This window comes from Pedobacter sp. UYP30, assembly GCF_040547165.1.
In the GTDB taxonomy this organism is placed as follows: domain Bacteria; phylum Bacteroidota; class Bacteroidia; order Sphingobacteriales; family Sphingobacteriaceae; genus Pedobacter.
Window position 1 is genome coordinate 1 of the sequence record NZ_JBEPPD010000011.1, and the last position, 24,229, is coordinate 24,229.

Sequence of the window (24,229 nt, forward strand, 5' to 3'; positions counted from 1 at the left end):
ATTTTATGAAGGCTAAAATATTCTCACCCCTAAAAATATTGTTCATATATTCGATTTTGATACTAATATACGTGTTTATTAAGTAAGTAACTCGAAATATTTTTATCATGAGGGTAGTTTGTAATTGAATAAAAAAGGTTTTCAATTTATAAAACTGAAAACCCTTTATTTTTAAAACCTCGTTTACGAAGCTGCCATCTTTTGCAATGCTTCTGGATATCGGTCGCCTTTCATAGCACCAATTGCGAAAGTTTTATTTAATAGATTCATTTCTTCGGCAGTAAATTCAATTGACAACGCTGCGATGTTTTCATCTACCCGTTTTGGTTTGCTCATGCCGACAATCGGAATAATATCTTCTCCTTGATGTAAAGCCCAAGCTAAAGCAAGCTGACTAGCAGAAACGTTTTTTTGACTGGCCATATCCTTTAAAAATTCAATCAGTTTTAAGTTATGTTCTATATTTCCTCGCTGAAATCTTGGAAGCATATTTCTATAATCCTCTTTTGGAAGCGGAAAAGTCATATTTCCAGTTAGCAAACCATAACTCAATACAGAATACGGAACCACACTTACTCCTAATTCTCGTGCGGTAGGTAAAATTTCATTCTCTATAAATCGGGTTGCTAAAGAATATTCAATTTCTAAAGCAGATACAGGATGAACTTTATTTGCTCGAATCAACTGTTCAGCATTCGCTTCTGAAAGCCCTAAATAACGAACTTTCCCTTCATCGATTAAATCTTTTATAGCACCTACAGTTTCTTCAATAGGTACATTTGGATCAATTCTAGAAGGTTGATACAAATCGATTTCATCAACTCCTAATCGGGTTAAGGAATAGGCACATGAATTTTTTATTGCGTTAGGTCGTCCGTCTAATCCAAGGAAATGACCTTTATGATCTCTCAAAGCTCCAGTTTTAACACTTATAAAAGTCTTGTCTCTTCTGCCTTTTATTGCCTCCGCTAGCATCAATTCACTTATTCCCATACCGTAAAAATCGGCAGTATTTAGAAAGTTAAGACCCGAATCAATTCCGTATTCCAATGTTTGAATGGATTGTTTTCTTGCAGTTTCTAACTCTTTTGGATCTTCAATTATTAATCTAGAACCCATAGATATAGCTGAAACTTCTGGTCCGTTTATTCCTAACTTTCTCATTTTCATAATCTCTTCGCTTTAATTAATTTGATAGTATAAAGATAGCATTGATAAAGAAGAGAGAAAAGATTTGAATTGCTGTAAAAATGTTCTAATTGTCGTTTTTTTAAGACAAGCTTTTTCGGTATTCCAAAGGACTCATTCCCGTATATCGCTTAAAAAAACTGCCAAAGTAAGAAGCTGTAGCAAAATTTAAGTGTTGCGAAATCTCCGAAATATTTAGTGCTTTAGTTTGTAATAAAACTTTAGCTTCAAGACAAACAATTTCGGTAATTATGGCACTGACAGTTTTTCCAGTTTGATTTTTTAAAATTTGCGAAAGATGTTTTGATGTTATAAAAAGTTTTTCTGCATAAAATGGAACATCTCGATGTTCTGTGAAATTTTCAGACAATAATTCCTTAAATTTCTCTGTCAGATAATAGGATCTTGAAAAGGAATTATTTTCTTTTTTGATTTGAATGTCGTTTAAACTTTCGAGTTCAAAAAGCAAAACTCGAACTAGCGCTTGAATGCTTTCTAATTTAGTCGATAAATCAGAATTTTTCTTTTCTTCAATTTGATCAAAAAGCATCTGAATTTTTACGAGCTCATCGGGATTTAGAGTAATATAATGTTGTCCGTTACTTTTGAAAAAAGAAAATTTCTTTAAAAATGAGGTGTCCACTAACCCCGAAACGATAAAATCTTGGGTAAAAAAAAGGCTTTTTGCTTCAACTGGGTATTTATTAAGAATCCATTTTCTAATATCATCCGGAGCAACTACAACTATACAGGGCGCTTTAAGCGAATAGGCTTCAATTCCAACAATAAATTCTGCTTGTCCTTTAAGAACAAGTCCAAGGCTATACATTTCAGACCGATGCGGCTCTAAATGACGATTAGGTATAATTTCCTGTGGTTTGAATATAAAGTTCTCATATTCTAAATCCAAACCAAATTTTTCATTAATTTCAACTATACCAAGTTTTTTAATTTCTTTCATGATAGCTTATTTTTAGAAAGATTAATTTAATTCAGAATATATGAATTTTATTTACTTTCCAGCAACTGCATCATTTTCAACCAAATTCTTATCAATTTTGCAACCCCGCTCCGCAAAGGCTCTGACTTTGAAGTAGCGATTCTCGGCTTTTAACCGATTTTATTTTAATTTTAATGTCAGTCAGAGACTTACGAATACGTTCACAAAGTCCGAGACTTTGCGAAGCAAAATTAGATAATTCAAATTACTCCTTTGCCGACATTTCCATAAATTCCAAAGTTTTTCTCGTTGATTTTGCAATCTCAAAAGTCAATAAAAGTATTAAACTTGTAGGCGTTTGTTTTTCATTCATTTTACAAATATTACTATAAATTTGTACCAATTGTATTTACTTGCTAAGACAGTTAAAATGGTAAGGAATGCAAGCGGAATCTATTTTGTTTAATTACCGTTTAAAAAATGCAGTATCAATTTCCCGCATTTTTCAGGATTTTCCAACCAAGGTAAATGTCCTGAATTTTGAACAGGATAAAACGTTCCATTTGGCATCGCATCGACAATTTTCTTCCCTGTTTCTTGCGATGCAAAATTATCATTTGTCCCTAAAATCAAAGCGGTTGGCTGTTGCAGTTTCGACAATTCTTCGGCTTTAATCTCTGGTATCATATTTTGAATTAGACTGATAGAGGAGATGCCATAATGTGGTAGGTTTTGAAATGCAAAGTAGGCTACTGCGAGTTGTTGTGGAAGTGTTGCAATAAAATCTTTAGAATGTCCCATAATTTTGAGCATATTCAAAGCAGCTTCTACTTTTTTGGGTCTCATTAATTTCATCGCCAACTTGGTTAACGCCGGAATCGCAATTAAGCGCATAGCTAGTGGCGGTTTTCCTCCCATAATATTTCCAGGGTTTCCCAACAAAACTAGTCTTTTTACTTTATCGGGATGTTCTAATGCCAATAAGGTACTCCAATGTGCACCCATTGAATGTGCCACTACATCCACATTTTTCAAATTCAAAGCTTCAAAAATAGTATTCAAAGTCTGATGTGCAAATTCTCGAATGTTAACAGTGTTGTGATCCATTCCTTCGCTTAAACCACCTCCGGGTCTGTTAATAGCAATTATTCGTCGCCCTTTGAATTCAGCAATAAGCGAGGCTAGTGGAAAAGCGTCGCCAGTATTTCCTGGCACAATTACTAAAGGTTCTCCCATACCAAATTCTAGAACTCGGATTTTATAACCGTTTTCGGGCAAGGTTATATATTGTTCTTTTGGTTCAATAGTATAGAAATCAAATAATGCTTTTTCTGCTTTTCTAGCTGCAATTACTTTTGGGTCATTGTTGTCTAAAGTTAATATCTCGTTTTTCATATTTTCATTTTTTTTGGTTTAAAACTAAACCGCTGATTTGAAGAAAATTTTCTTGTTAATTGAATAATTTTCAGACATTCACAATCCTTTTTTACCTTATCTTTTTAAAAAAATCGGATTGATTAAGAATTTAACCAGTCTTCCGATTCCTGATACAGTTTTGTAACCGTTTCTGGTCTATCAATCCCAGGAAGTTCATTGTTTATTTCATAACCACTTTTACTTAAAGCATACGAAACATTAGCATAACTAGGTCTGAATTTGGCAATTTCTTCGGTAGGAATAGTAATGTCAGCCGTTGGAGTCACTGGTATGAGACTATCTTTTTCATAAATACCTTCCATGGAAATTATTGACCAAGCCCCGTCAATTCTCTGTGTTTTGTATAAAAGTTTCACATAAGATTGTAATTCTACCGTGTGACCCTGCATATCCATTCGGATTTGAATTGTTGCCATCGTTATTGCAACTGCCTTATCATTGTTAATCCAAATTAAAGTATCAAATAATTTGTGTGGTGCATACGTTTCCATTTTGCTAGAAGCATCTACAAACTCATGTCCAGAACCTTTAAACCACGAAATTGTTACGGTCGAATTATCTGCAAAACATTTCTTCATTTCTTCCCATTGCGCATTGTCTCTGCAAAAACGTTCGAATTCAATTAACTCTTTGATATCAAATTTATCAACAACATTTTGAATCGAATTCTCAGTTGGTTTTTTCAAAAGTATTTTCATAATCGTATAATTTATAGGTGTTACTCAGTTTATGCTCTAATTAATAATAGGGCAAAATTAGGTCGAAACAAAAAGCTGTGCATTGACCTAAGTCAAAAAAACTATTTTGATTTAATTCTGCTCAAAGTTTCTTGTGAAATATCTAAATAGGTCGCCACTATTCTATTTGAAAGTCGCTGAATGTAGTGAGGACGCTCTTTTAAAAGTTTTTCGTAACGTTCTTTGGCAGATAAAGTCACCAAATCTTCAATCCTGTTGTTTTGGAAAGTAAAAGCAAATTCTAACATTTTTTGATAGAAAGTAGCCCAACCGGGAACTTCATTTGTAAACCTAAAAAAATCTGCTTGTGACATAGAAAGCAACTCTGAATCTTCTAAAGCATCAATAAATTCAACAGAAGGTTTTTGAGTTATAAAACTGGTAAGTGCAGTGACAGGGTTATCGCCAAACGAAATCAATCTCGTTTTCTCCTGACCTTCTTTTGTGATATAGTAAGTGCGGACACAGCCTGTTATTAAAAAATAAAAATGAGTGCAGATTTCTCCCTGAGACAAAATAATTGCATTTCGCTTTACTTTCTGATGCTTGAAATTAGCGATTATTTTGTTTAAGTCTTGTTCTTCAATTATTACCAATTGGGTTATAAATTCTTTAAATATTTCGCTCATATTAAAATTACTAGAATTGTGTTTAATGACAAGCTAATGAATAACTCAATAAATTTAATAAAATATGACTATCCGTAACTAATACTAATCGTAATATGGAAGTAACTTTAAGCATTTTTCCGAACCTTTATAATTTTATATTCTTTGCAACTCTGCGTCTTTGCAACCTCAGTTTCTCGCAAAGGCGAAGAATGTGAAGTAGATCTTAGTATAAATAACGGACGTTTTCTGACTGGCCATTTCCTTTAAAAAACTACTAATCTTTTAAGTTATGTTCTATGTTTCCTTGCTAAAATCTTGGAAACGTATTTCTATAATAACCTTTCGATAGCCGAAAAGTCAAATTTCCTGTAAGCAAATCATAACTCAACTTTTAGAGCAATTTATGTCTACTCCTTTTTTTTGTTGATCCATCCTAGTTCAACATAAATTTTATTTACTTCTGCGGGACGGTCTGTTCCAAGAAGATCTTGGCTGATAGTGCCTCCAACTAATTGACGTTTATACGAAAGCCAGCGATAAGAGGGACGAAGACCTTTTACATCTTCTGAATTGATTTTCAGGTCCTCTCCAGGTATTGCAGAAGCCAATTCATCTGATTCATTTATGGAAGTCAATGCCGTAATTTTCCATTCGCCTTTGCGTTTTTCTACTCGATAAAGTAAGCGCATGTAAGAAGTCAGAACGGCCTCAACCTTGTTTACATAAACTCCACGAGTGGTCGTCGTAGGATATTCTACGAATGATTTATCTCCATTCTGAAAAATCAGCGCGCTACCACTACGATTTACTAGAGGAAGTTCTTCTGCGACTTCATCAGGGCTTTTACCTACAAAAGTATTTACTCCTCCGCTTTGCCAACTGGTATGAATTTGGGCATCATCAGCGTAGCATTTCGCAAGTTCTTTATTCCTATGACTTGCACGATACATCCTTTATGCGACGATCAAATTGTTAATTGCTGTATAATCTACAGCTCCGGTAACAGATAGTTTTTCAGCTTTATTTCTATCGTTCATAAAAGCATCCTGTAATTCCTTAACGGGCAAAATTCGTTTAGCACTCATAATTCTAAAATTTACAGCGTACACAGCACCAACAATCAATAATAACATGATTGCTATACTAATTGGACTACCTAATTTTTTAAATATTTTTATCTTGATGGTAGGTTATAATTGAATAAAAAAAAGGTTTTCAATTTATAAAACTGAAAACGCCAACTATTTTTCATTTCCCTTCTCGCGCATTTGCTTCAAGGCAGAAGCCCAGTCTGTTAACTTATCCAACATGAGGTTTGCCGAGTTTATTAGCGCTTCATTTCCTTCAAAAACATTTTTATCATTAATAAACTGTGTAAAAAAAGGAATGCTTACCGCTTGCGGTAATGGCATCATCCCGAGGGTGGTTACAGGGAGTTTTAAATCTTGCACGGCTCTTGTGCCGCCAGAAACCCCGCCATAGCTAACAAATCCCATGGGTTTTTCTTGCCATTCTTTAACAAGAAAGTCTAACGCGTTTTTTAACGTTGCCGGATAGCCATAATTATATTCGGGCGTTACCATTACAAAGGCATCGCCCTCATCAATGGTTTTGCTCCATTGTTTTGTGTGCGCGTGGGTATATTGCTGTAAACGTGGATGCTCGGGCTCATCCATAAATGGAAGGTCTATCTCTTTTAAATCAAGCACTTCAACGTCGAAATTTGTATGTTGCCTTGCTATTTCTTCAAACCAGCGGGCCACTATGGGGCCTTTTCTTGTAGGCCTCGTACTGCCTATAATAATCTTCAATTTGTACTTCATTTTTATAAAAGTTAGGTGTTTTAATTATTTAACAATCGGGTTGTAGCGATGTTTTGCTATCTATTTTTTAATATTGCTTCGGCAGATAAATAACTGCTTGAAACTTTTTGCTTATTTTATTCGATAACTTACAAAGGCAATTCTTTTACTGTCTGGCGACCATGATGGTACATTTATGGTGCCTTGCCCGCCGAAAAATTTTGCCATTACTTTTATTTCCTTTGTCTTTAGGTTCATGAGTCTCAACATGACGTTTTTGTTGGCCGGGTGCAAACCTGCGGGCACCTCTGTGCCAAAAGTTATATAAACTATCCATTTGCCATCTGGAGACGGGTGGGCAAACCAGTCGTTGTATTTATCTCTAGTTACCTGCTCTTGGTCGCTACCGTCTGGTTTCATGCGCCAAATTTGCATGGTTCCGGTACGGGCAGAATTGAAATAGATATATTTTCCGTCGGGCGAATATTCTGGGCCATCGTCTAGCTGTTCTGCATTTGTCAACCGGGTTTCTTTACCGCCCTCTGCTGGCATAGTATATACATCAAAATTGCCGTTGCGTTCTGCACAGTATGCCAAAGTATTGCCATCGGGCGACCACCCGTGCCAGTAGGATGGGCCAGAGGTGGTAATTTTTTTTGGCATTCCACCATCAATTGGAACAGTATAAATCAACGAACCGATTCCTTGTGTATCGTTGCTTATAGCCATTGTTTTACCGTCTGCAGAAATGCCGTGATCGTTGTTAATTCTATTCGCAAATCCAGTGTTGATTTTTTCTGGAGTTCCTCCCTCAACCGGAATTTTATAGAGCGAGCCACCGCTGTTGTAGATTAGCGTCTTGCCGTCGCGCGTCCAATTTGGCGCTTCAATATGTGTATCAGTATGGTAAATCACCGTTCTATCCAAAGTGGAAACAGATATGGTTTCCAGGCTACAATCAACCTCTTGCTTAGTAGAATCAAGCTTATTGTCATCACCCTTTATAGACATCCCGTTAGATTTGGTGGTATTTACAATGGCAATCTCGCCTTCTGCTTTGAAAATCTTACGAGTTTGTGAATATCCAACCGTTGCCATCATCAAGGTTACGGTCGATAAATAAATTGCCCAAAATTTTACTTTCATTGCTTATGAGTTTAAGATTACGATTGTTGGTTTGTTATGCCAGAAATTCAAGCCCAGTTATTTTTTCCGCTAACCCCCAAAGTTTTTGAGCCACTTTTTTATCCATTGCATTTTCTTGGATGTTTGCTAAAGTTGGGTAACCTCTCAATCCACTCTCTTCTGGTTCGTACATATTTCCTCCGCTTGCCTGCTCAGAAACCGCTGCATAAAGTACCGATAAAGCACCCTGCCAAGGCTCCATAAATGTCCCGAGCCGTTCTTTTCCTATGGCGATCGCTTCGGCACTCAAATGCCTAGTTAATTCTGTATTGTTTGCACCAGGTTGGGCAGCGATGGATAATACTTGGTGTCCTTTAGCCTTAATTCTCCTATCAAGTTCTATAGAAAATATCAGGTTTGCCAATTTGCTCTGCCTGTATTCGCGCAAAGCATCATAATCTTTTTCTGCTTTGAGGTTTTCAAAATCAATTACCGCAGTTTGATAACCGTTGCTACTGAGCGTTATGATACGAGAATTTTCGGTTTTTAAAAGTAGCGGATACAATAATCCCGTAAGGTAAAAATGACCTAAAAAATTGACGCCAAATTGCATTTCAAAACCTTCGTTTGTTTTAGATTCGGGCGGTGTGGCTACCCCTGCATTATTTATGAGCAAATCTAGCCCCTGGTGTTGCTGCATAAAAGTATCGGCAAATTGTTTTACAGAGTCTAAACTTGACAGGTCAAGTATGCTAACTTCCAAGGAACCGTTGCCTTTTCGATTTTTCATTTCCTTAATGGCTTGGTCAGCTTTTTCTTTATCCCGACAGGCAATAATTACTTTAGCCCCTGCCCGATATAATGCCAATGCTGTCTCGAAACCGATGCCGGTATTGCCTCCTGTAACAATTATAGTTTTATCTTTTTGGTTGGGAATATCTTTTGCTGTCCACATATTAATTAAAGTTTTTTGAGCACTTGACAGAATTTTTTATCAGAATGAATATTAAAAAACGATTACAGCGTTGCCATATCGATTACAAAACGGTAATGCACATCGTTCTTCAATATTCTCTCGTAGGCGGTTGCTATATCTTTAATATCAATAAGCTCTATATCGGTAACAATGTTATGCTCCGCGCAAAAATCTAACATTTCTTGTGTTTCATGCAGGCCACCAGCGCCAGAACCTGTGATGGTGCGGTTGCCGCCCGATAGTAAAAAAGAAGAGACTTTTAATGGTTCTATAGGCATCCCAACTGAAATAAAAACACCGTTTGATGCCATCGATGCGATAAATGGTGTAATATCATGATCTGCGGCCACGGTATCAATTATAAAGTCGAAACTCCCTTTTACGCTATCAAATTGTTCCTCATCGGTGGTAACTACAAACTTGTGCGCACCTAGGTCTTTTGCATCTTTTTCTTTAGATGGCGACGTACTTAATACAGTAACTTCTGCACCAAAGGCAACGCCAAATTTCACTGCCATGTGTCCTAATCCGCCGAGCCCAACGACTGCAAGCTTATGCCCTTTGCCAACCTTCCATTTTTTAAGTGGTGAATACGTGGTAATGCCCGCACATAATACTGGTGCAACTGCGGCCAAGTCAAGGTTTTCTGCAACGTGGTGTGCAAATTCTGCTTTTACCACAAGGTTGTTTGAATAGCCACCATAAACAGGGTCGCCATCATGATCTTTGGAATTGTAGGTTTGCACTGGAGAAATCTGACAAAATTGTTCTTGTCCGTTGTCGCACTCTTTACAATGTCCGCAAGAATCTATCATAACACCGACAGCGGCGCGATCGCCTTTTTTAAACTTGGTAACGTTTTTACCTACTGCAGCAATATGGCCAACAATTTCGTGGCCTGGTACCATTGGGAAAATTCCGGGTCCCCATTCGTTGCGGGTTAAATGGATATCGGTATGGCAAACACCGCAAAAAGCAATGTCTATCAGTACGTCATCATCGCCAACTTCTTTACGTTCGAATGTCCATGGCTTTGGTATTGTTTTGGCATCCATTGATGCATATCCTTTAGAAGCTATCATAGTTTTTTATTTAGTATTGAATTTATATTTTTTCGAATGCCATCGCAAATTCTTTCGCAAAATCTTCCAATTTTGTCGGGCTCATTTCTGGCTTTCCGATTGCTTCACCGATAATTTCAGCAGATTGACTTGCGGTCATTTCATCACACGCCATATAAATCAAGATTTTCTTAAGCCAAAACTTAGAACTGTGCAGCTGAGACTATTCGATTAGATTAAAGGCCTCTCATTTGAAATTGTTTGTGTTTTTTATAACAAAGTTTCTCTTACGACTTTAAGATGATTAAAGTCTGGCTCTCAAAAACTTTTGTGCTTTATTAAAAAGGCATTATCCATTTCTGAGTCTGCAAATAAAAAAGCGTTGTTCAAAGTAGCAAAAAATTTTGATGCCTGATTATTTAAGTTCTTCTTGAAAATTTTAACGGTTTTAAATCCGATTTTTTCCTAACCAGATAGCCAATTAAATCAATTAAAACTCTGTCTAAATGTCACAGGAGAAAATTTTGTTTTACTTTTAAACAACCTGCTGAAAGACTGTGAATGCTCAAAACCGAGCTGGTAAGCGATTTCACTAAATTTGATAATGCAAAGATGGGAAACGCTCTTTTTTAAGATGTAGTAGAATTGAGGATTCTTGTAACTGAAATGAGGAAAGCTATTATAAAGAAGAACTCGTCAACAGATATGAATTTAGACGATATTAATCCATTATATATCTAACAGGAATAAAACTCTATTAAAATAGAAACTTGCTAGGCCATTCTAAAAGGAAACGATAAAACCATCAATAGGTATTATTTTAATTTTTTTAAAACAAACCTATGCATCAAATAGGCGGTTGTTAACGAGATTAGAAGGCCAATTAATGTTCCCCAATAAAGGCCAATAGAAGGGTATAATAACCTGATGGAGATTATATAGGCCATCACATTTATAAATCCACTAATCAACAAGGATTTTGCTAAACCAATTGACACTTTTGCGCCGCGACTGTTATGTAGGATTACAAGCGTGGATACGAAAACTGCAGGAAAAGACGCGAGTATTCCGCCGAATAAAGGATTTAAGAATTTAGATGCAAAAACCGCTGAACCGATTATAAAACCAGCAAAAAGTGCTCTTAGCAAAAGCTGTGATACTTTAAGTTCTGTCTTTTCTCCTGATATGGAAGATGCGCCAAATGTTTTTTCGAAAATAATTGCACAAACAAACAGCACCAAAATACAAATGGCCAAACCCCAATTAAAGTTATTAAAGCGAAATAAGATGATTATATAAGAGCATACAAACCAAGTTAACAAGGCACCACCCATCGACTGCCATAAACCTTTTTTAGACGCCGCTGCATACACCAGCATAAATGGGCCATTCGCCGCAAATGCCAAAGGTACAACTGCGGTAGATTTAACCACACTTTCCACCCCTTGACTTAAGCCTATGAAAAACAGAGCTACAACAACCGTACTTGGTAATCCAGCAATAAGTCCCCCAACTTTAGTCCCGAATTTGTTTACTATTACCGTACTTAAGGCAACCCAAATGCCGCCAATAATTACACTTAGCATTACTTTAATTACAAAAGCTTGATCCATATCTCTTTTAAGTCTACAACATGATTCTCGTCGAAATGTTCAATTAATTTCAAGCATACATCACAACGTTTTGACGGTAGGTTTTAGCTTTACTAGCTAGGGCCCTGACAAATATTTCCATATAAACCATAAAGACTTTTAATTTTAACGTTTGTGGCGTACAAATACAATTAAGAAAGTTATAAAATCGATTTCTTGCCCTTAATCTTTCTTGTATATTGCATATTTATTATAATTCACCAACAAATAGATTGAAGCTTATTATTCAAATTATAATGCCACAGACTTCTTCCTCAAAGATTATCCACAAACCTTTCCATGCCTTTATTCTTGCATTATTTTTTATAATTGGCGGATGCGTAACGGTTAAGGCCCAAAACCAAGCTATAAATCTGCAGGCTGAGCATTTGGATGCGCCTTTGGGTGTAGATAACAATCATCCACGGTTAACGTGGCAAATGGATGATTCGAGTCAGGGCGCAAAGCAGACCGCTTATCAACTATTGGTAAATACCGATTCTGTTCTACTGGCAAAAGGCCAAGCGCAGACATGGAATTCGGGCAAAATAAAGGCTGACATCAGCCTTGTAAATTATAATGGCAAAGCCCTACAGCCCTTTACCAAATATTATTGGCGGGTCAAACTCTGGAACAAAGCAGGGCTTAAAATGCAGGATAGCCGAATAAGCAGCTTTGAGACCGGCATGATGAAAGGAACAAACTGGAAAGGAAGCTGGATAAGTGATGGCGGAAGTATCGATACACGTCCTGCACCTTATTTCCGTAACGAATTTAGAACCACAAAAAAAATAAAGTCGGCCAGGGCGTATATTGCAGTTGGCGGCCTTTATGAACTTTCTATCAATGGCAAAAAAGTAGGCAACCATCGGCTCGACCCGATGTTTACCCGTTTTGACAGAAGGATTTTATATGTAACCTACGACGTAACGAACCAATTACAGCAGGGCAAAAATGCCATCTGTGTTTTGTTGGGGAATGGATGGTACAACATGCAATCGTTAGCTGTATGGGATTTCGACAAAGCTCCCTGGCGGAATCGTCCCGCATTTTGTATGGATCTGCGGATAACTTATGAAGATGGAACTTTTGAAGTTATCTCTACCGATGATAGTTGGAAGACGCACAGTAGCCCGATTGTTATGAACAGCATTTATACCGGCGAACATTATGATAGCCGATTGGATATGCCCGGGTGGAATAAGGCAGGCTACAATGATAAAGATTGGAGTGGTACAAGATTAAGAGCAGCACCAGCACAAAATATTGTTAGCCAATTAATGTATCCCATTAGAAATGTGGATGAAATTCCAGCACTATCCATCAAAAAATTTAGCGATTCTACGTATGTATTTGATTTGGGAAGAAACATTGCAGGCGTTACAAAAGTGAAACTAAGAGGCGATAGCGGCACGGTGGTACGTATTAAACATGGCGAGAGGTTATACCCAAACGGGCATGTAGACCTTTCTAACATCGATGTGTATTATAGGCCCAAAGATGATAGCGATCCTTTTCAAACAGACATTGTAATATTAAATGGCAAAGGTGAGGTAGAGTTTATGCCCAAGTTTAATTACAAAGGCTTTCAGTATGTAGAAATTACAAGCAGTAAACCAATTTCACTAACTAAAAACGACGTTACAGGATACTTTATGCACAGCGACGTGCCTGTTGCTGGCAGCATAAATTCATCAAATCCATTGATCAATAAGTTGTGGTGGGCAACAAACAATTCGTACCTATCAAACTTAATGGGCTATCCTACAGACTGCCCACAACGTGAGAAAAACGGGTGGACGGGCGATGGACATTTTGCGGTAGAAACAGGCTTGTTCAACTTTGACGGGATTACGGTGTATGAAAAATGGCTGGCAGACCATAGAGATGAGCAGCAACCAAACGGGGTGCTTCCAGACATCATTCCTACCGGCGGATGGGGTTATGGCCATGCGAACGGTACCGATTGGACGAGCACCATTGCTATTATCCCGTGGAATTTGTACCTTTTTTACGGCGATGGTAAACCGTTGGCAGATAATTACAACAACATAAAATCTTACGTAAACTATGTAGATAGGATAAGCCCGAAAGGCCTTACCGTATTTGGTCGGGGCGATTGGGTGCCGGTAAAATCCACCTCTTCTTTAGAATATACGTCTTCTATTTATTTCTATGTAGATGCAGAAATTTTGGCAAAAACTGCAAAGCTGTTCAATCATAAAGAAGATTATGAACACTACACAGCTTTAGCCGCGAAAATCAAAAAAGCTATAAATGATAAATATTTCAACCCAAAAACTGCGATTTATGGCAAAGGCGTGCAGACCGAACTGAGCATGGCGCTGCAATGGGGTATCGTACCAGATGAGTTTAAGAAACAAGTTGCACAAAACTTGGCAGATAGGGTTGCCGCAGACAATATGCACCTTGATGTTGGGGTACTAGGAACGAAAGCAATTTTAAATGCGTTGAGCGATAATGGACAAGCAGAAACGGCTTACAAACTTGCCGCACAAGACACATATCCATCATGGGGCTGGTGGATAAAAAATGGAGCAACGACACTTTACGAAAACTGGAAAATAGATGCTCATCGCGATATTTCTCTAAACCACATGATGTTTGGCGAAATAGGAGCTTGGTTTTTTAAAGGCTTGGGCGGGATCCATCCAGATGAAGCTCATCCAGGCTTTAAGAATATTTTATTGAAACCGAACTTTGTAAAAGAATTGGATTTTTTCGAAGCAACGCACAACAGTCCTTATGGAAAAATTGTTTCTTCATGGAAAAGGAGAGGAAAAAAGATAATTTATGAGGTAGTTGTTCCGGCCAATTCGTCTGCCACATTGACCTTTCCCCAACAAACTATCGAAGTATATCTAAATGGTAAAAAGATTAACAGTATTTCCAACTACCAAGTGGCGGCAGGCAGTTACCAGTTTACCGTTTTTCAGTAACATAGTAAGTTAAAACACCAAATATGAGTAGAAGACGATTTTTTTGTATCGTATTATCGTTCGACAGCCTCTAGTTATCTGCATAAATCTATGCATTAGTACTTAAAGTTAGTAATTATCTCAGCGCTACTGACTCTATTTTGTTTATTTAGTGAGGTATAGCAAAGCTGACCCGTCGGTAGCATAATTCACAATGTTAGTTGAGTTTGATGTTATGCCCAATTAATCATTAATCGTTCGGAGTAGTCTTTTTTTAAAAATTTTAAAATATCTCTTAGCCGCTGCACAAAATCTAAGTCTCAGGTATATTTTACTGTCGATGGCAGCCCAAAACAAACGTCGTGCAAGCGTAATTTCAAACCACAAACACCCTCAAGCTCCTTGGGCCGTGCGCGCCCAGCACCAGGCTCTGCTCAATATCTGCCGTTTTGGATGGACCGGCGATAAAGGCCCCGAAACCGTAAAATTTATCTGCAATCAGCTCATAAGCATGATGTAGTGTGGGCACTATTTTTTCTTTTTCTAATACAAAGACCAAATGCTGGGGAATAAAGGGCAGCAACCTCTCGTGATAAAGTTCATCATTTACCCAGCAAGCTCCGTTTTCTGCTACGCCAAAATGTGTGGGCAGAAGCATCAGTTCTACGTCAGCTAAATCGTGATTATCGGTGCCGCTGTATTCTCCTGCAATGGCATCCAGTTCTCGAACAGCAGATACCACCCGCTTTCCCTTTAAATCGAAATCGCTTTTAATTTGTGTGATGATCTGCTCGTAGCATTCCACCTCATAAACCGTAGCGCCAATTCTTTCTGCTGTTATTATAAAATTCTTTAGATTTCTTTCAGCGCTATCTTGGTTCTGATAGAACAGATCCAGGTTGGGCAAATCCCGTAATCCGGGCTGATTCTCTTTTACGGCGGCCAATATTTTTTCTCTACTAGTCATTGTCTTTTCTGTTTTTGCTGTACCATTCGCCAAAAGATGATCTAGGTACCTCGGGCATATCCCTATGTAAATACCATGCGTTAAACTTGTTGTTAACTACAAAGGGGGCATATTTTAGCGTCTTCCTGGCTGCCTTTCCGGCAATCCTGTATAAAGTTGGCGATGCCAGGGTCTTGGCCATTACCTGCATGGCCATCGCTTTTTTAGCATCTACATAACCCTCTTTTACAATTACCTGTCGCCATTTATACAGTTGTTCGTGTATGTCTATTTTAACCGGACAAACATTACTGCAAGAACCGCAAAGAGACGATGCAAAGGGCAAATCTGCATTTGCTTTCATATCCCAGTTGGGCGCTAGGATAGAACCAATTGGTCCTGCTATCACACTATGGTAGCTATGCCCGCCACTGCGGCGATAGACCGGACAGGTATTGAAACAAGCGGAACAGCGAATACATTTTAAAGAATTTCTAAAATCTGGCCTTCCCAGTTGTACGGTTCTTTTGTTATCTACCAAAATAATATGGAGTTCCTTCCCGTCCGCAGGTTTTGCAAAATGGCTGGAGTACGTTGTAATCGGTTGCCCGGTCGCACTGCGCGTCAACAGCCTTAAAAATACGCCCAAGTGTTTCCTTTGCGGGATGATCTTCTCGATGCCCATGCTGGCGATGTGGATGTCTGCCAAGTGGGCGCCCATATCTGCGTTCCCCTCATTGGTGCACACCACAAACTCGCCGGTCTCTGCCACCGCAAAGTTCACTCCGGTCAGTGCTGCCCTACGGGTCAGAAAGGTACTCCTCAAGCTTTGTCTCGCAGCTTCTGTCAACAGTTGTGGGTCGGCATTTCCCTTTGGTGTGCCTAGATATTTATGGAACAGCTCGCCAATTTCCTCTTTCTTTTTGTGGATACACGGCAACACAATATGACTCGGCGATTCTCCCGCCAATTGTACAATGCGTTCGCCAAGGTCAGAATCGATCACATCTATCCCATTTTCGGCCAAGAAATCGTTCATGTGGCACTCTTCGGTCAACATAGACTTGCTCTTTACCATTTCCGTGATCTTGTGCTTCTGCAATAAGTTCAGCACAATCTCATTGTGCTCTTTTGCATCTGCCGCCCAATGGATAACGATTCCGTTGGCAGTCGCATTTTTCTCGAACTCCCGCAGATAATTGTTCAGGTTGGAAAGCGTGTGGTTCTTTATCTGAGAACCAGCCTCGCGTAACTCTTCCCATTCGGGTATGGTGTGGGTTTCGATGTCCCTCTTTTTCCTTACGAACCAGAGTGTCTCATCATGCCAATCTACCCGTTTTTCATCTCTATTAAAAACTTCTGCCCTTTCTGCGTGGTCTGCTACTTTCATTTCCCTCCTCCGTTCAATATTTCTGCAATGTGGATTACTTTGAGCGTGCTCTTATCGCGGCGCAACAGGCCTTCCATGTGCATTAGGCAGGACATATCTACACCGGTAATGTATTCAACGCCATGAAGTACGTGGTCTGCCACCCTATCCTTCCCCATTTTTACCGATACCGCTTCTTCGGCCACGCAAAAGGTGCCGCCGAAACCACAGCATTCGTCTACCCTGCCCAAATCAATCAGTTCGATGCCGTCGACCATGTTCAATAGATGCACCGGTTTGGAAAAAGGCGGGGCGTTGAGCTCGCTCATCTGCGCAAGCTTTAAGCCCCTTAAACCATGACAACTTTGGTGGATACCAACTTTATACGGAAAGCTGGCCCTGATGTTTTCTACTTTTAAAATATCTGTCAAAAAGGTAATCAGCTCATAAGTTGTGGCCCTAATTTTTGCTGCTTCTTCTGGAAACCTTTCATCGTGCAGGTGGTCCTTGATGTGCAGCACGCAACTTCCGGATGGGGCCACGATGTAATCGTAACCTTTGAAATTATCCACAAAGTTTCTATCGCAACCACCTGTTAAGTGTTCGAAACCCGAGTTTGCCATCGGCTGCCCACAACAGGTCTGGTTTTTGGGGTACGTAACCTCGCACCCGAACTTTTCCAGCAGCTCTAGCGTTGCAATGGCAGCGTGCGGATAAAACTGGTCTACATAACAGGGAATAAACAACGCAACTTTCATTTCTTAATTTTTTATGGACGACACGAACAATTTTAACCCAATCATATCGGTCGGCAGGGGTTTTGTGTTCCAATGTTTATGGATGGCAACGGCAGCGCCCATGGCGGTCGCCTGTGCCATAGAAGCAGCATAGACCTCTATCTTGGGGAAGACCATGGCCAATAGATTCATAAATATTAGGTTTTTAGAGAACCCTCCATCTACAAATATTCTTTTTACCGAGGTGTCTTTCAAGACCAACTGGGTTGATTTATATTGTTTGAACACAAGCGTAAAAATCAAATAATGATAGGCTTCCAGATCGTCCTTAAAGTCTTCCATCTGCTTTTCGGCAAAGTTTAGGTCGCCATCGTTCAACGTATCAAAATATTCTGCCAGGCTACCTTTTGGCAGATACTTTTTAATGATCGCCAGCGACAACTTGGTTGTTCGGTGTTTCCCCACCGCATAGCCAAAATGCTCTGCGATGCGTTTCCCCTCTTGCTCATGCTCAAAACCGGTAAATAGTCGAGAGGCTTTTATCGGCTTTGCCTGATAAGACAAGTAACAAAGACAATCTTTATCTAATTCTGCCTTGGTTAATGGTTGATTGTTGAAGGGGTTTAAGCTAATGCACCAAGTCCCGGTAGATAACAAGATAAACGGTTCTTTGAAACTCTCGATGTATGGAATTAAAGCCGCCGAACTATCATGTAAACCAACTCCAGTTAAATAGTTTTCACTTGGGAAAGTAGATTGCATCACATCATTTCCTGGAAAAATTGGAGCTAGTTTCTCAGCTAAATGTTCTTTGTAAACCCAGTCGTGGTAATCTTGCTTTTCGAAATCCCAAAAGTTGGTATGGCAACCAATGCTGGTAATATCGCTGTGCATTTCTCCTGTAATAATAGAGCTCATGTATTGAGGCAGATGCAAAGCATATTTTATTTTTTTAAAAAGTTCGGGCTTTTCATACTTAATACGATACAACTGCATTCCCGAATTTAAACTTCCTAAGATTGGCGATGTAGTGCTAAGCGCTAACTTTTCTTCTCCGCCGTAGGCACCATAAAACTGTTCTTTTAAAGGTATTGGGTATTCCTTTAGGTAATTATATAGCGGCGCTAAAGGTCTTCCATTTTCATCGACATAAACTAAACTCGCGCCATAGGTAGAAAAATTGATTGCCTTAATATCAAATTGCTTATTTCTTAAAACTTCGTGTAAAGAATCAAAAACAGAAAGTCGTAGGCTCTCCAAATTTTCGCATGTATCCCCGTCTTCGTCTTGCGTTTCTAAAAATCTGGCCGAACGTTCAAAAACTATTTTATAATCCTCATCAAATAAAAATAGCTTTTTATTGGTTTTTCCGATATCGAATATGGCTATAACTGGAATTTTCATTTTAGGTTAGATTTGAGAAGTGAGGTTTGAGATTTGAGATTTGGGCATGCAAAACTTATAACTAAAGTTAAGACACGTAAAACTGTAAACTCCGCGGTATACTATTCGTTACACATGTTTTAAAACACTCAAGACCATTCTTCACTGATAACATTTGCGGATGAGAATATGATCGATTAGAAATCTTATGAAAAATGAAAGATTCTCATATCTCAAATCTAATATCTCATATCTTTTTTATAGTCCTGTTGCTTTGCTTTCCAAGCCTCTCTCCTTTATCAAGGTTTCTCTCACCTTAGCGGTTCTGAACAATTTTATAGGGTCTAAGGCGCCACCATTTTGTAGCCTTGCCTCTGCAATCAAGGGGCGGACATCTGTACGGTAGGCCTGTTGCAAGATCTCTTGTGCCAGCCCCACATCATTGCTTTGCTGGGCCGCTTTCAATGCCGTTCTATCGACCAACAAAGCCTGTGCGTAAGCCATCATAATCGCCTCAACCGATTGTAATAAATCTTCTAAAGGGTCCTTGATGTTGTGCGAGGCATCAATCATCCAGGCCAGACCTGCTGCGTGGTCCATCTTGGCATGATCCATGCCGTCTACCAGCTCGCTAAAAATCAGGAACAGTTGGTAAGGTTTGATGGCACCGGTTGTTAAATCATCGTCGCCATATTTAGAATCGTTAAAGTGGAAACCGCCCAACTTGCCCTCCATCAACAACAGAGAAACAATCTGCTCTATATTTGCATTTGGCAAATGGTGGCCCAGATCTACCAATGTATAGGCTTTTGGCCCTAATTTGGTTGCGTACAACAAAGACTGCCCCCAATCTGCAACCGTAGTTGAATAGAAGTTGGGCTCGTTCGATTTGTACTCTACGAACATTTTCCAATCTGCTGGCAATGCGGCGTAAATTTCTTTCAGACTGGCCAGGGTATTCTCAAAAGCTTCCCTAAAGTTAAGCTGACCCGGAAAACTAGAGCCATCTGCCAACCAGACCGTCAAAGATTTAGAGCCCAAAGCTTTGCCATGCCTGATGACTTCGATATTATGGGCGATCGCCTGGTCCCTCACATTTTTATCTACGTGTTGCAAGGAGCCGAATTTATAGCTGTATTGTTGGTCTGCCTGATCCTGAAAGGTGTTAGAGTTCATCGCATCGAACTTTAGGTTCAACGACTTTGCCAAACCCATAATCTTTTCAATATCTTCTGGAATATCCCAAGGAATATGTAGAGATATGGCACCACTAGACTGGTTTAATTGGTTTAACAAACCAATATCTTCCATTTTCTCCTCTAAACTGCTTGGCTCGCCACCGCCGTTAAAGCGGCCGAAACGCGTTCCTCCAGTTCCTAAAGCCCAGCTGGGAATGGCGATTTGAAAATCTTTTATTTTTTGAATATATGAATTAGCTCCTTCGTTATCTTCTAAAAAACTTGCTAGTTTCTTTTTATGTTTTGCAGTCAAACTTTCGTTATGCTGCTCAATATGTTTTTTATCTAATCTCATAATTGATTGTTAAGTTCCAATGGACCAATATCATTATTTAAGCGGTTTCTCTCTGCACCTCGTCATTTCGAGGTACGAGAAGTCTCACATGCAAAGTCGTCATATAGTGTTCCACACCTATTTGTGAGATATTTCACTGCGTTCAACATGACGACCTTTTTAAATAATGACATTGTCCAAAACGAAATGTAAATTTCATGATTTATCCACAATAACCCCTCTCCTCCGGAGAGGCTGGGTAAGGCTTTTTTACCTCGCAAATGCCATCGCTACCCCACCATCAACGTTCAACATATTCCCTGTCGATTTTGACAATAGACCGCCCGTAAACGCGAAGCAGGCATTTGCGATATCGACCGGAAGAATAATTTTATTCAGCAAGGTTCTTTTTGCATAGAAATCGGGGAGTTCTGCAACGGTAATCCCATAGGCCTTTGCCCTTCCCTCTGCCCAGCCTCCAGACCAGATGTTGCTGTCGCTGATCACCGCATCTGGGTTGACCACGTTTACCCTGATGCCCGCTGCGCCCAGTTCGGCGGCATTTAACCTGCTCAGATGTAACTGGGCGGCTTTTGCGCTCCCGTAACCGGCGTTGTTCGGCCCGCTTACCAAGGCGTTCTTGCTTACGATATTGATGACATCGCCGCCCATTCCCTGCTTTTTCATAACGGTTGTTGCAGCTTGGGTTACCAAGAACTGGCCTTTTACCAATACATCGTACAGTAGGTCCCAGTCCTTTTGGGTATGGTCTTCTATGGTCTTTGAGATGGACAAACCTGCATTGTTCACCACGATATCCACCCCGCCAAAGCTTAATGCCGCAACGCTCATTGCCTCCTCAATTTGTTCTTGGTTGGTCACGTCTAATATCGCAGTGGTGTAGGCATCTTTGCCAAAGTCCTTGCCGAACTCCTCGGCAGCTTCTGCCAACCGCTCGGCGTTCATGTCGTTTAAAATTACGCAAGCGCCCTCTTCTACAAACTTTCTGGCAATTGCTTTCCCGATCCCACCGGCACTGCCGGTAATCAGCGCAACCCTGCCCGATAAGGCTTTTGGCTTTGGTTGACGCTGTAATTTTGCTTCTTCCAACAACCAATATTCTATGTTAAAAGCTTCTTGACGGGGCAATGAGGTATACTCAGAAACTGCTTCTGCACCTTTCATCACGTTTATGGCATTGGTGTAAAACTCTGCCGCAACACGGGCGGTCTGTTTGTCTTTCGCAAAAGAGAACATTCCAACACCGGGGTAGATGATGATTACCGGGTTGGCATCTCTAATTGCTGGACTGTTTGCATGTTTGCATCCTTCATAGTAGTCTGCATACATTTTTCTGTAAGCTTCAAATGCAGGCGCCAATTTTTGTTTGACGGCTTGTACATCGCTCAAATCGGCATCTTTTGCCAGACCTAAGACCAACGGGCTTATTTTGGTTCTCAAAAAGTGATCTGGGCAACTGGTGCCCATGGGTGCCAATCTTTCCAAATCATTGGAGTTTATGTATTCTAAAACTCTCGCATCATCGGTAAAATGTCCAATCATAGAGCGCTCGCTAGAGCAGAATCCTCTTAATATCGGTGCCAACTCTGCTGCCTTGTTCCTTCTATCTGCGCTATCCAAACTCTCTATTTTTTGGCCACCAAAAACAGACCCTTTTTTGCCGTAGTTTTGCTCTAAATATTCGGCGCATTTTTCAACCACTTCTAGCGTATTCACATAGCTTTCGTAGGCCGTATCGCCCCAGGTAAACAGACCGTGCGAACCCAGCATAATTCCCTTAATGCCTGGATTTTTATCTAAACATTCTTTCAGTTGCAGCCCCAGGTCGAAACCCGGTTTTTGCCAGGGCACCCAACCTATCGCGCCACCAAACAACTCTTTGGTTATCTTCTCTCCATCCTTGGCCGCCGCGATCGCGATTGCCGCATCAGGGTGTAGATGGTCGATATGTTTGAAAGGCAAAAAGCCATGTAAAGGCGTATCGATAGAGGGCGCTTTTGAACTTAGGTCATAGATGCAATGGTTGAATAATTCAACCATCTCATCTTCGTGCTCCATTCCACGGTATACATTTTCTAAAGATCTTAACCTATCGACATACAGCGCCGCCAGACCGCTCTTCTTTAACGTGCCGATGTCTCCGCCAGAGCCCTTAATCCACATGACCTCTGTTTCTTCTCCGGTCAATGGGTCTTTTGCTGTTGCTTTACATGATGTGTTCCCCCCGCCGTAATTGGTCAGCCTTAGATCTGCGCCCAATAAATTCGACCTGTATATCAAGAGCGCTACCTCATCGCCCGAAAGTTTGGCCGCTTCGGTCTCGTCCCACAGGTAGCTTACATGTTTGAAAGAAGTGTTTTTAACTGACATATTATTTTAGCTAATGTTTGTTTTATTATTTGATTGAGTTTCCGTACCCCACCACAAGGACAGATAGCAATATAATGACGATTCCAGCGACGACGGTGCCAAAGGTTTTTCTCCGCACACCTTTCCATTCTTTTAATATAAGCCCCCAGAGGTTTGCAACTATAATGATAAAAGACATGTGCAGAATCCATGAGCTGGGACCATTACCTAAACGACTTTCGCCCATTCCGTAGAAGAAGAACTGTAAGAACCAGGTAGTTCCAGCAATAGCAGAAAAAAGATAATTTTTGAAAATTGGTGTTTTTTTATTGGTATAATCTCCAAAGCTTTTGTTGCGGAAATTTAAGATCATGCACCACACGAAGTTGGTAAGCAGGCCGCCCCACATAATGATGATGTAGGTTACGTTGTTCTGGTACAAAAACTCGCCCTGACCGGGATGTACCGCCTTCCATGCCTCATTCGCTACATTGGCCATATCTTTTCCAGAATCAATTCCAAAAGCAAAGCACGCGCTTAAAACTCCTGAAACTATTGCAACAAATAGCCCCAAACCAATCTTAAACTCTGTGCCAGATGCATCTGTTTCTGTACCCCCAAGGTCTTTGTCCTTCATCTTCCCCGCCACGCCGCACACGGCGATGCCGATTATGCCAACGAGCAGCCCCAGCAGGACCATCTGACCCCAGGCGGAACCTGCAATCATACCAATAGAATCTTTCCCCGCCTTTGGGTAGAACTGATAGTATACGGACGGGATTAAGGCCCCGAAAACAGAACATAGGCCCAAGATGATAGAGCTGCCCAATGCCACCCCAAGGTACCGTACGCCCAATCCGTAGGTAAGGCCGCCAATCCCCCAAAGTGCGCCGAACAGAAATGTATAGAACAGAACCGAACTAGAGGCGCCGCGAATAATATCGGCGAAACCGGGGATGGTTAGATAGGCGGCCAATGGTGGTACGATCAACCACGAAAAAACGCCGCCGACTATCCAATAACTTTCCCAAGACCATCCTTTTACCTTTTTGTATGGGATGTAAAAACTGCCCGAGGCAAAACCGCCAAAGAAATGATAGATAACTCCTACTAGTGCCTGCATATATTGGTTTTAAATTGGTCTATTATTTGGTTTCGGTAAAAATAGAAAGTAAAACCAAAAAGACTGTCATGTGCCATCATGTACCACCCAAACTCCGGCACCCCCCACAAGTTCCAAGGGAAAACTGGTAAAATTGAAACCCAAAGGTGACTACAATTGTGAAGATTTTTTCACCAAAAAAAGTAAAAAAGGAATGGCATTACCAAACATAACGAGTTTAGCAAACAATTCCAATCGGCCAAAACAAATTTTTTCTCAAATCTCTATTGGCAATATTTTTCTAGACAACTTGACAAGAAAAACTCATAGTTACCCGCCAAAATATTTCTATAAAAACAACTT

General features: G+C 40.0%; 21 protein-coding genes and 1 pseudogene. 1 reads left to right on the forward strand and 21 read right to left on the reverse strand.

Translation table 11 applies throughout. The features are described 5' to 3' along the window. Positions 1-183 precede the first annotated feature (183 nt). The 14 genes and pseudogenes from ABIB40_RS12970 to ABIB40_RS13035 form a co-directional block, all read right to left on the reverse strand. Positions 184-1,170: an aldo/keto reductase gene (locus tag ABIB40_RS12970; RefSeq protein WP_354359727.1), complete on the reverse strand. Its 987-nt coding sequence runs from the start codon at positions 1,168-1,170 to the stop codon at positions 184-186. 100 nt (positions 1,171-1,270) lie between these two features. Further along, on the reverse strand, positions 1,271-2,149 hold the full coding sequence (locus tag ABIB40_RS12975) for a helix-turn-helix domain-containing protein (protein ID WP_354359729.1): 879 nt from the start codon (positions 2,147-2,149) through the stop codon (positions 1,271-1,273). 441 nt (positions 2,150-2,590) lie between these two features. Next, the gene (locus ABIB40_RS12980; protein WP_354359731.1) at positions 2,591-3,523 is read right to left on the reverse strand and encodes an alpha/beta fold hydrolase; all 933 of its coding nucleotides are present in this window, start codon (positions 3,521-3,523) and stop codon (positions 2,591-2,593) included. A 122-nt stretch (positions 3,524-3,645) separates the two neighbouring features. After that, positions 3,646-4,263: a nuclear transport factor 2 family protein gene (locus ABIB40_RS12985; RefSeq protein WP_354359733.1), complete on the reverse strand. Its 618-nt coding sequence runs from the start codon at positions 4,261-4,263 to the stop codon at positions 3,646-3,648. Positions 4,264-4,364: 101 nt separating this feature from the next. Continuing rightward, the gene (locus ABIB40_RS12990; protein ID WP_354359735.1) at positions 4,365-4,931 is read right to left on the reverse strand and encodes a Crp/Fnr family transcriptional regulator; all 567 of its coding nucleotides are present in this window, start codon (positions 4,929-4,931) and stop codon (positions 4,365-4,367) included. A gap of 389 nt (positions 4,932-5,320) precedes the next feature. Next, the gene (locus ABIB40_RS12995; RefSeq protein WP_354359737.1) at positions 5,321-5,863 is read right to left on the reverse strand and encodes a hypothetical protein; all 543 of its coding nucleotides are present in this window, start codon (positions 5,861-5,863) and stop codon (positions 5,321-5,323) included. 3 nt (positions 5,864-5,866) lie between these two features. Next, entirely contained in the window at positions 5,867-6,046 is a 180-nt protein-coding gene (locus ABIB40_RS13000; protein ID WP_354359739.1) for a hypothetical protein, read from the reverse strand. A gap of 108 nt (positions 6,047-6,154) precedes the next feature. Beyond that, positions 6,155-6,736: an NADPH-dependent FMN reductase gene (locus ABIB40_RS13005; RefSeq protein WP_354359741.1), complete on the reverse strand. Its 582-nt coding sequence runs from the start codon at positions 6,734-6,736 to the stop codon at positions 6,155-6,157. A 111-nt stretch (positions 6,737-6,847) separates the two neighbouring features. Next, a complete protein-coding gene (locus ABIB40_RS13010; RefSeq protein WP_354359743.1) occupies positions 6,848-7,861 on the reverse strand; it encodes a TolB family protein in 1,014 nt (337 codons plus the stop codon). Between the two features lie 34 nt (positions 7,862-7,895). Next, entirely contained in the window at positions 7,896-8,795 is a 900-nt protein-coding gene (locus ABIB40_RS13015; RefSeq protein ID WP_354359745.1) for an oxidoreductase, read from the reverse strand. A gap of 62 nt (positions 8,796-8,857) precedes the next feature. After that, a complete protein-coding gene (locus ABIB40_RS13020; protein WP_354359747.1) occupies positions 8,858-9,898 on the reverse strand; it encodes an NAD(P)-dependent alcohol dehydrogenase in 1,041 nt (346 codons plus the stop codon). A 22-nt stretch (positions 9,899-9,920) separates the two neighbouring features. Further along, positions 9,921-10,052: a hypothetical protein gene (locus ABIB40_RS13025; RefSeq protein WP_354359749.1), complete on the reverse strand. Its 132-nt coding sequence runs from the start codon at positions 10,050-10,052 to the stop codon at positions 9,921-9,923. A gap of 311 nt (positions 10,053-10,363) precedes the next feature. Next, positions 10,364-10,480 (reverse strand): annotated as a pseudogene (locus ABIB40_RS13030) (AraC family transcriptional regulator); the annotation flags it as partial. A 212-nt stretch (positions 10,481-10,692) separates the two neighbouring features. Continuing rightward, entirely contained in the window at positions 10,693-11,490 is a 798-nt protein-coding gene (locus ABIB40_RS13035; RefSeq protein WP_354359751.1) for a DUF3147 family protein, read from the reverse strand. A 275-nt stretch (positions 11,491-11,765) separates the two neighbouring features. On the opposite strand from ABIB40_RS13035, the gene ABIB40_RS13040 reads away from it, so the two are divergent. Further along, complete coding sequence (locus ABIB40_RS13040; RefSeq protein WP_354359753.1) at positions 11,766-14,468, forward strand: glycoside hydrolase family 78 protein; 2,703 nt, start codon at positions 11,766-11,768, stop codon at positions 14,466-14,468. A gap of 355 nt (positions 14,469-14,823) precedes the next feature. On the opposite strand, the gene ABIB40_RS13045 is transcribed toward ABIB40_RS13040, so the two are convergent. From ABIB40_RS13045 to rhaT, 7 genes are all read right to left on the reverse strand, one after another. Continuing rightward, positions 14,824-15,414: a LutC/YkgG family protein gene (locus tag ABIB40_RS13045; protein ID WP_354359755.1), complete on the reverse strand. Its 591-nt coding sequence runs from the start codon at positions 15,412-15,414 to the stop codon at positions 14,824-14,826. Next, the gene (locus ABIB40_RS13050) at positions 15,407-16,783 is read right to left on the reverse strand and encodes a lactate utilization protein B (RefSeq protein WP_354359757.1); all 1,377 of its coding nucleotides are present in this window, start codon (positions 16,781-16,783) and stop codon (positions 15,407-15,409) included. The genes ABIB40_RS13045 and ABIB40_RS13050 overlap by 8 nt, the downstream gene beginning before the upstream one ends. Further along, on the reverse strand, positions 16,780-17,520 hold the full coding sequence (locus ABIB40_RS13055) for a (Fe-S)-binding protein (protein WP_354359759.1): 741 nt from the start codon (positions 17,518-17,520) through the stop codon (positions 16,780-16,782). The genes ABIB40_RS13050 and ABIB40_RS13055 overlap by 4 nt, the downstream gene beginning before the upstream one ends. Before the next feature lie 3 nt (positions 17,521-17,523). After that, complete coding sequence (locus ABIB40_RS13060) at positions 17,524-18,903, reverse strand: FGGY-family carbohydrate kinase (RefSeq protein ID WP_354359761.1); 1,380 nt, start codon at positions 18,901-18,903, stop codon at positions 17,524-17,526. 237 nt (positions 18,904-19,140) lie between these two features. Then, entirely contained in the window at positions 19,141-20,415 is a 1,275-nt protein-coding gene (locus tag ABIB40_RS13065) for a sugar isomerase (RefSeq protein ID WP_354359763.1), read from the reverse strand. Positions 20,416-20,664: 249 nt separating this feature from the next. Next, positions 20,665-22,785 carry a bifunctional aldolase/short-chain dehydrogenase gene (locus tag ABIB40_RS13070; RefSeq protein ID WP_354359765.1) on the reverse strand — a complete coding sequence of 707 codons (2,121 nt, stop codon included), beginning with the start codon at positions 22,783-22,785 and terminating at the stop codon, positions 20,665-20,667. Between the two features lie 25 nt (positions 22,786-22,810). Beyond that, positions 22,811-23,887, reverse strand: a complete 1,077-nt coding sequence (rhaT, locus tag ABIB40_RS13075; protein WP_354359767.1) for an L-rhamnose/proton symporter RhaT — start codon at positions 23,885-23,887, stop codon at positions 22,811-22,813. Positions 23,888-24,229 lie beyond the last annotated feature (342 nt).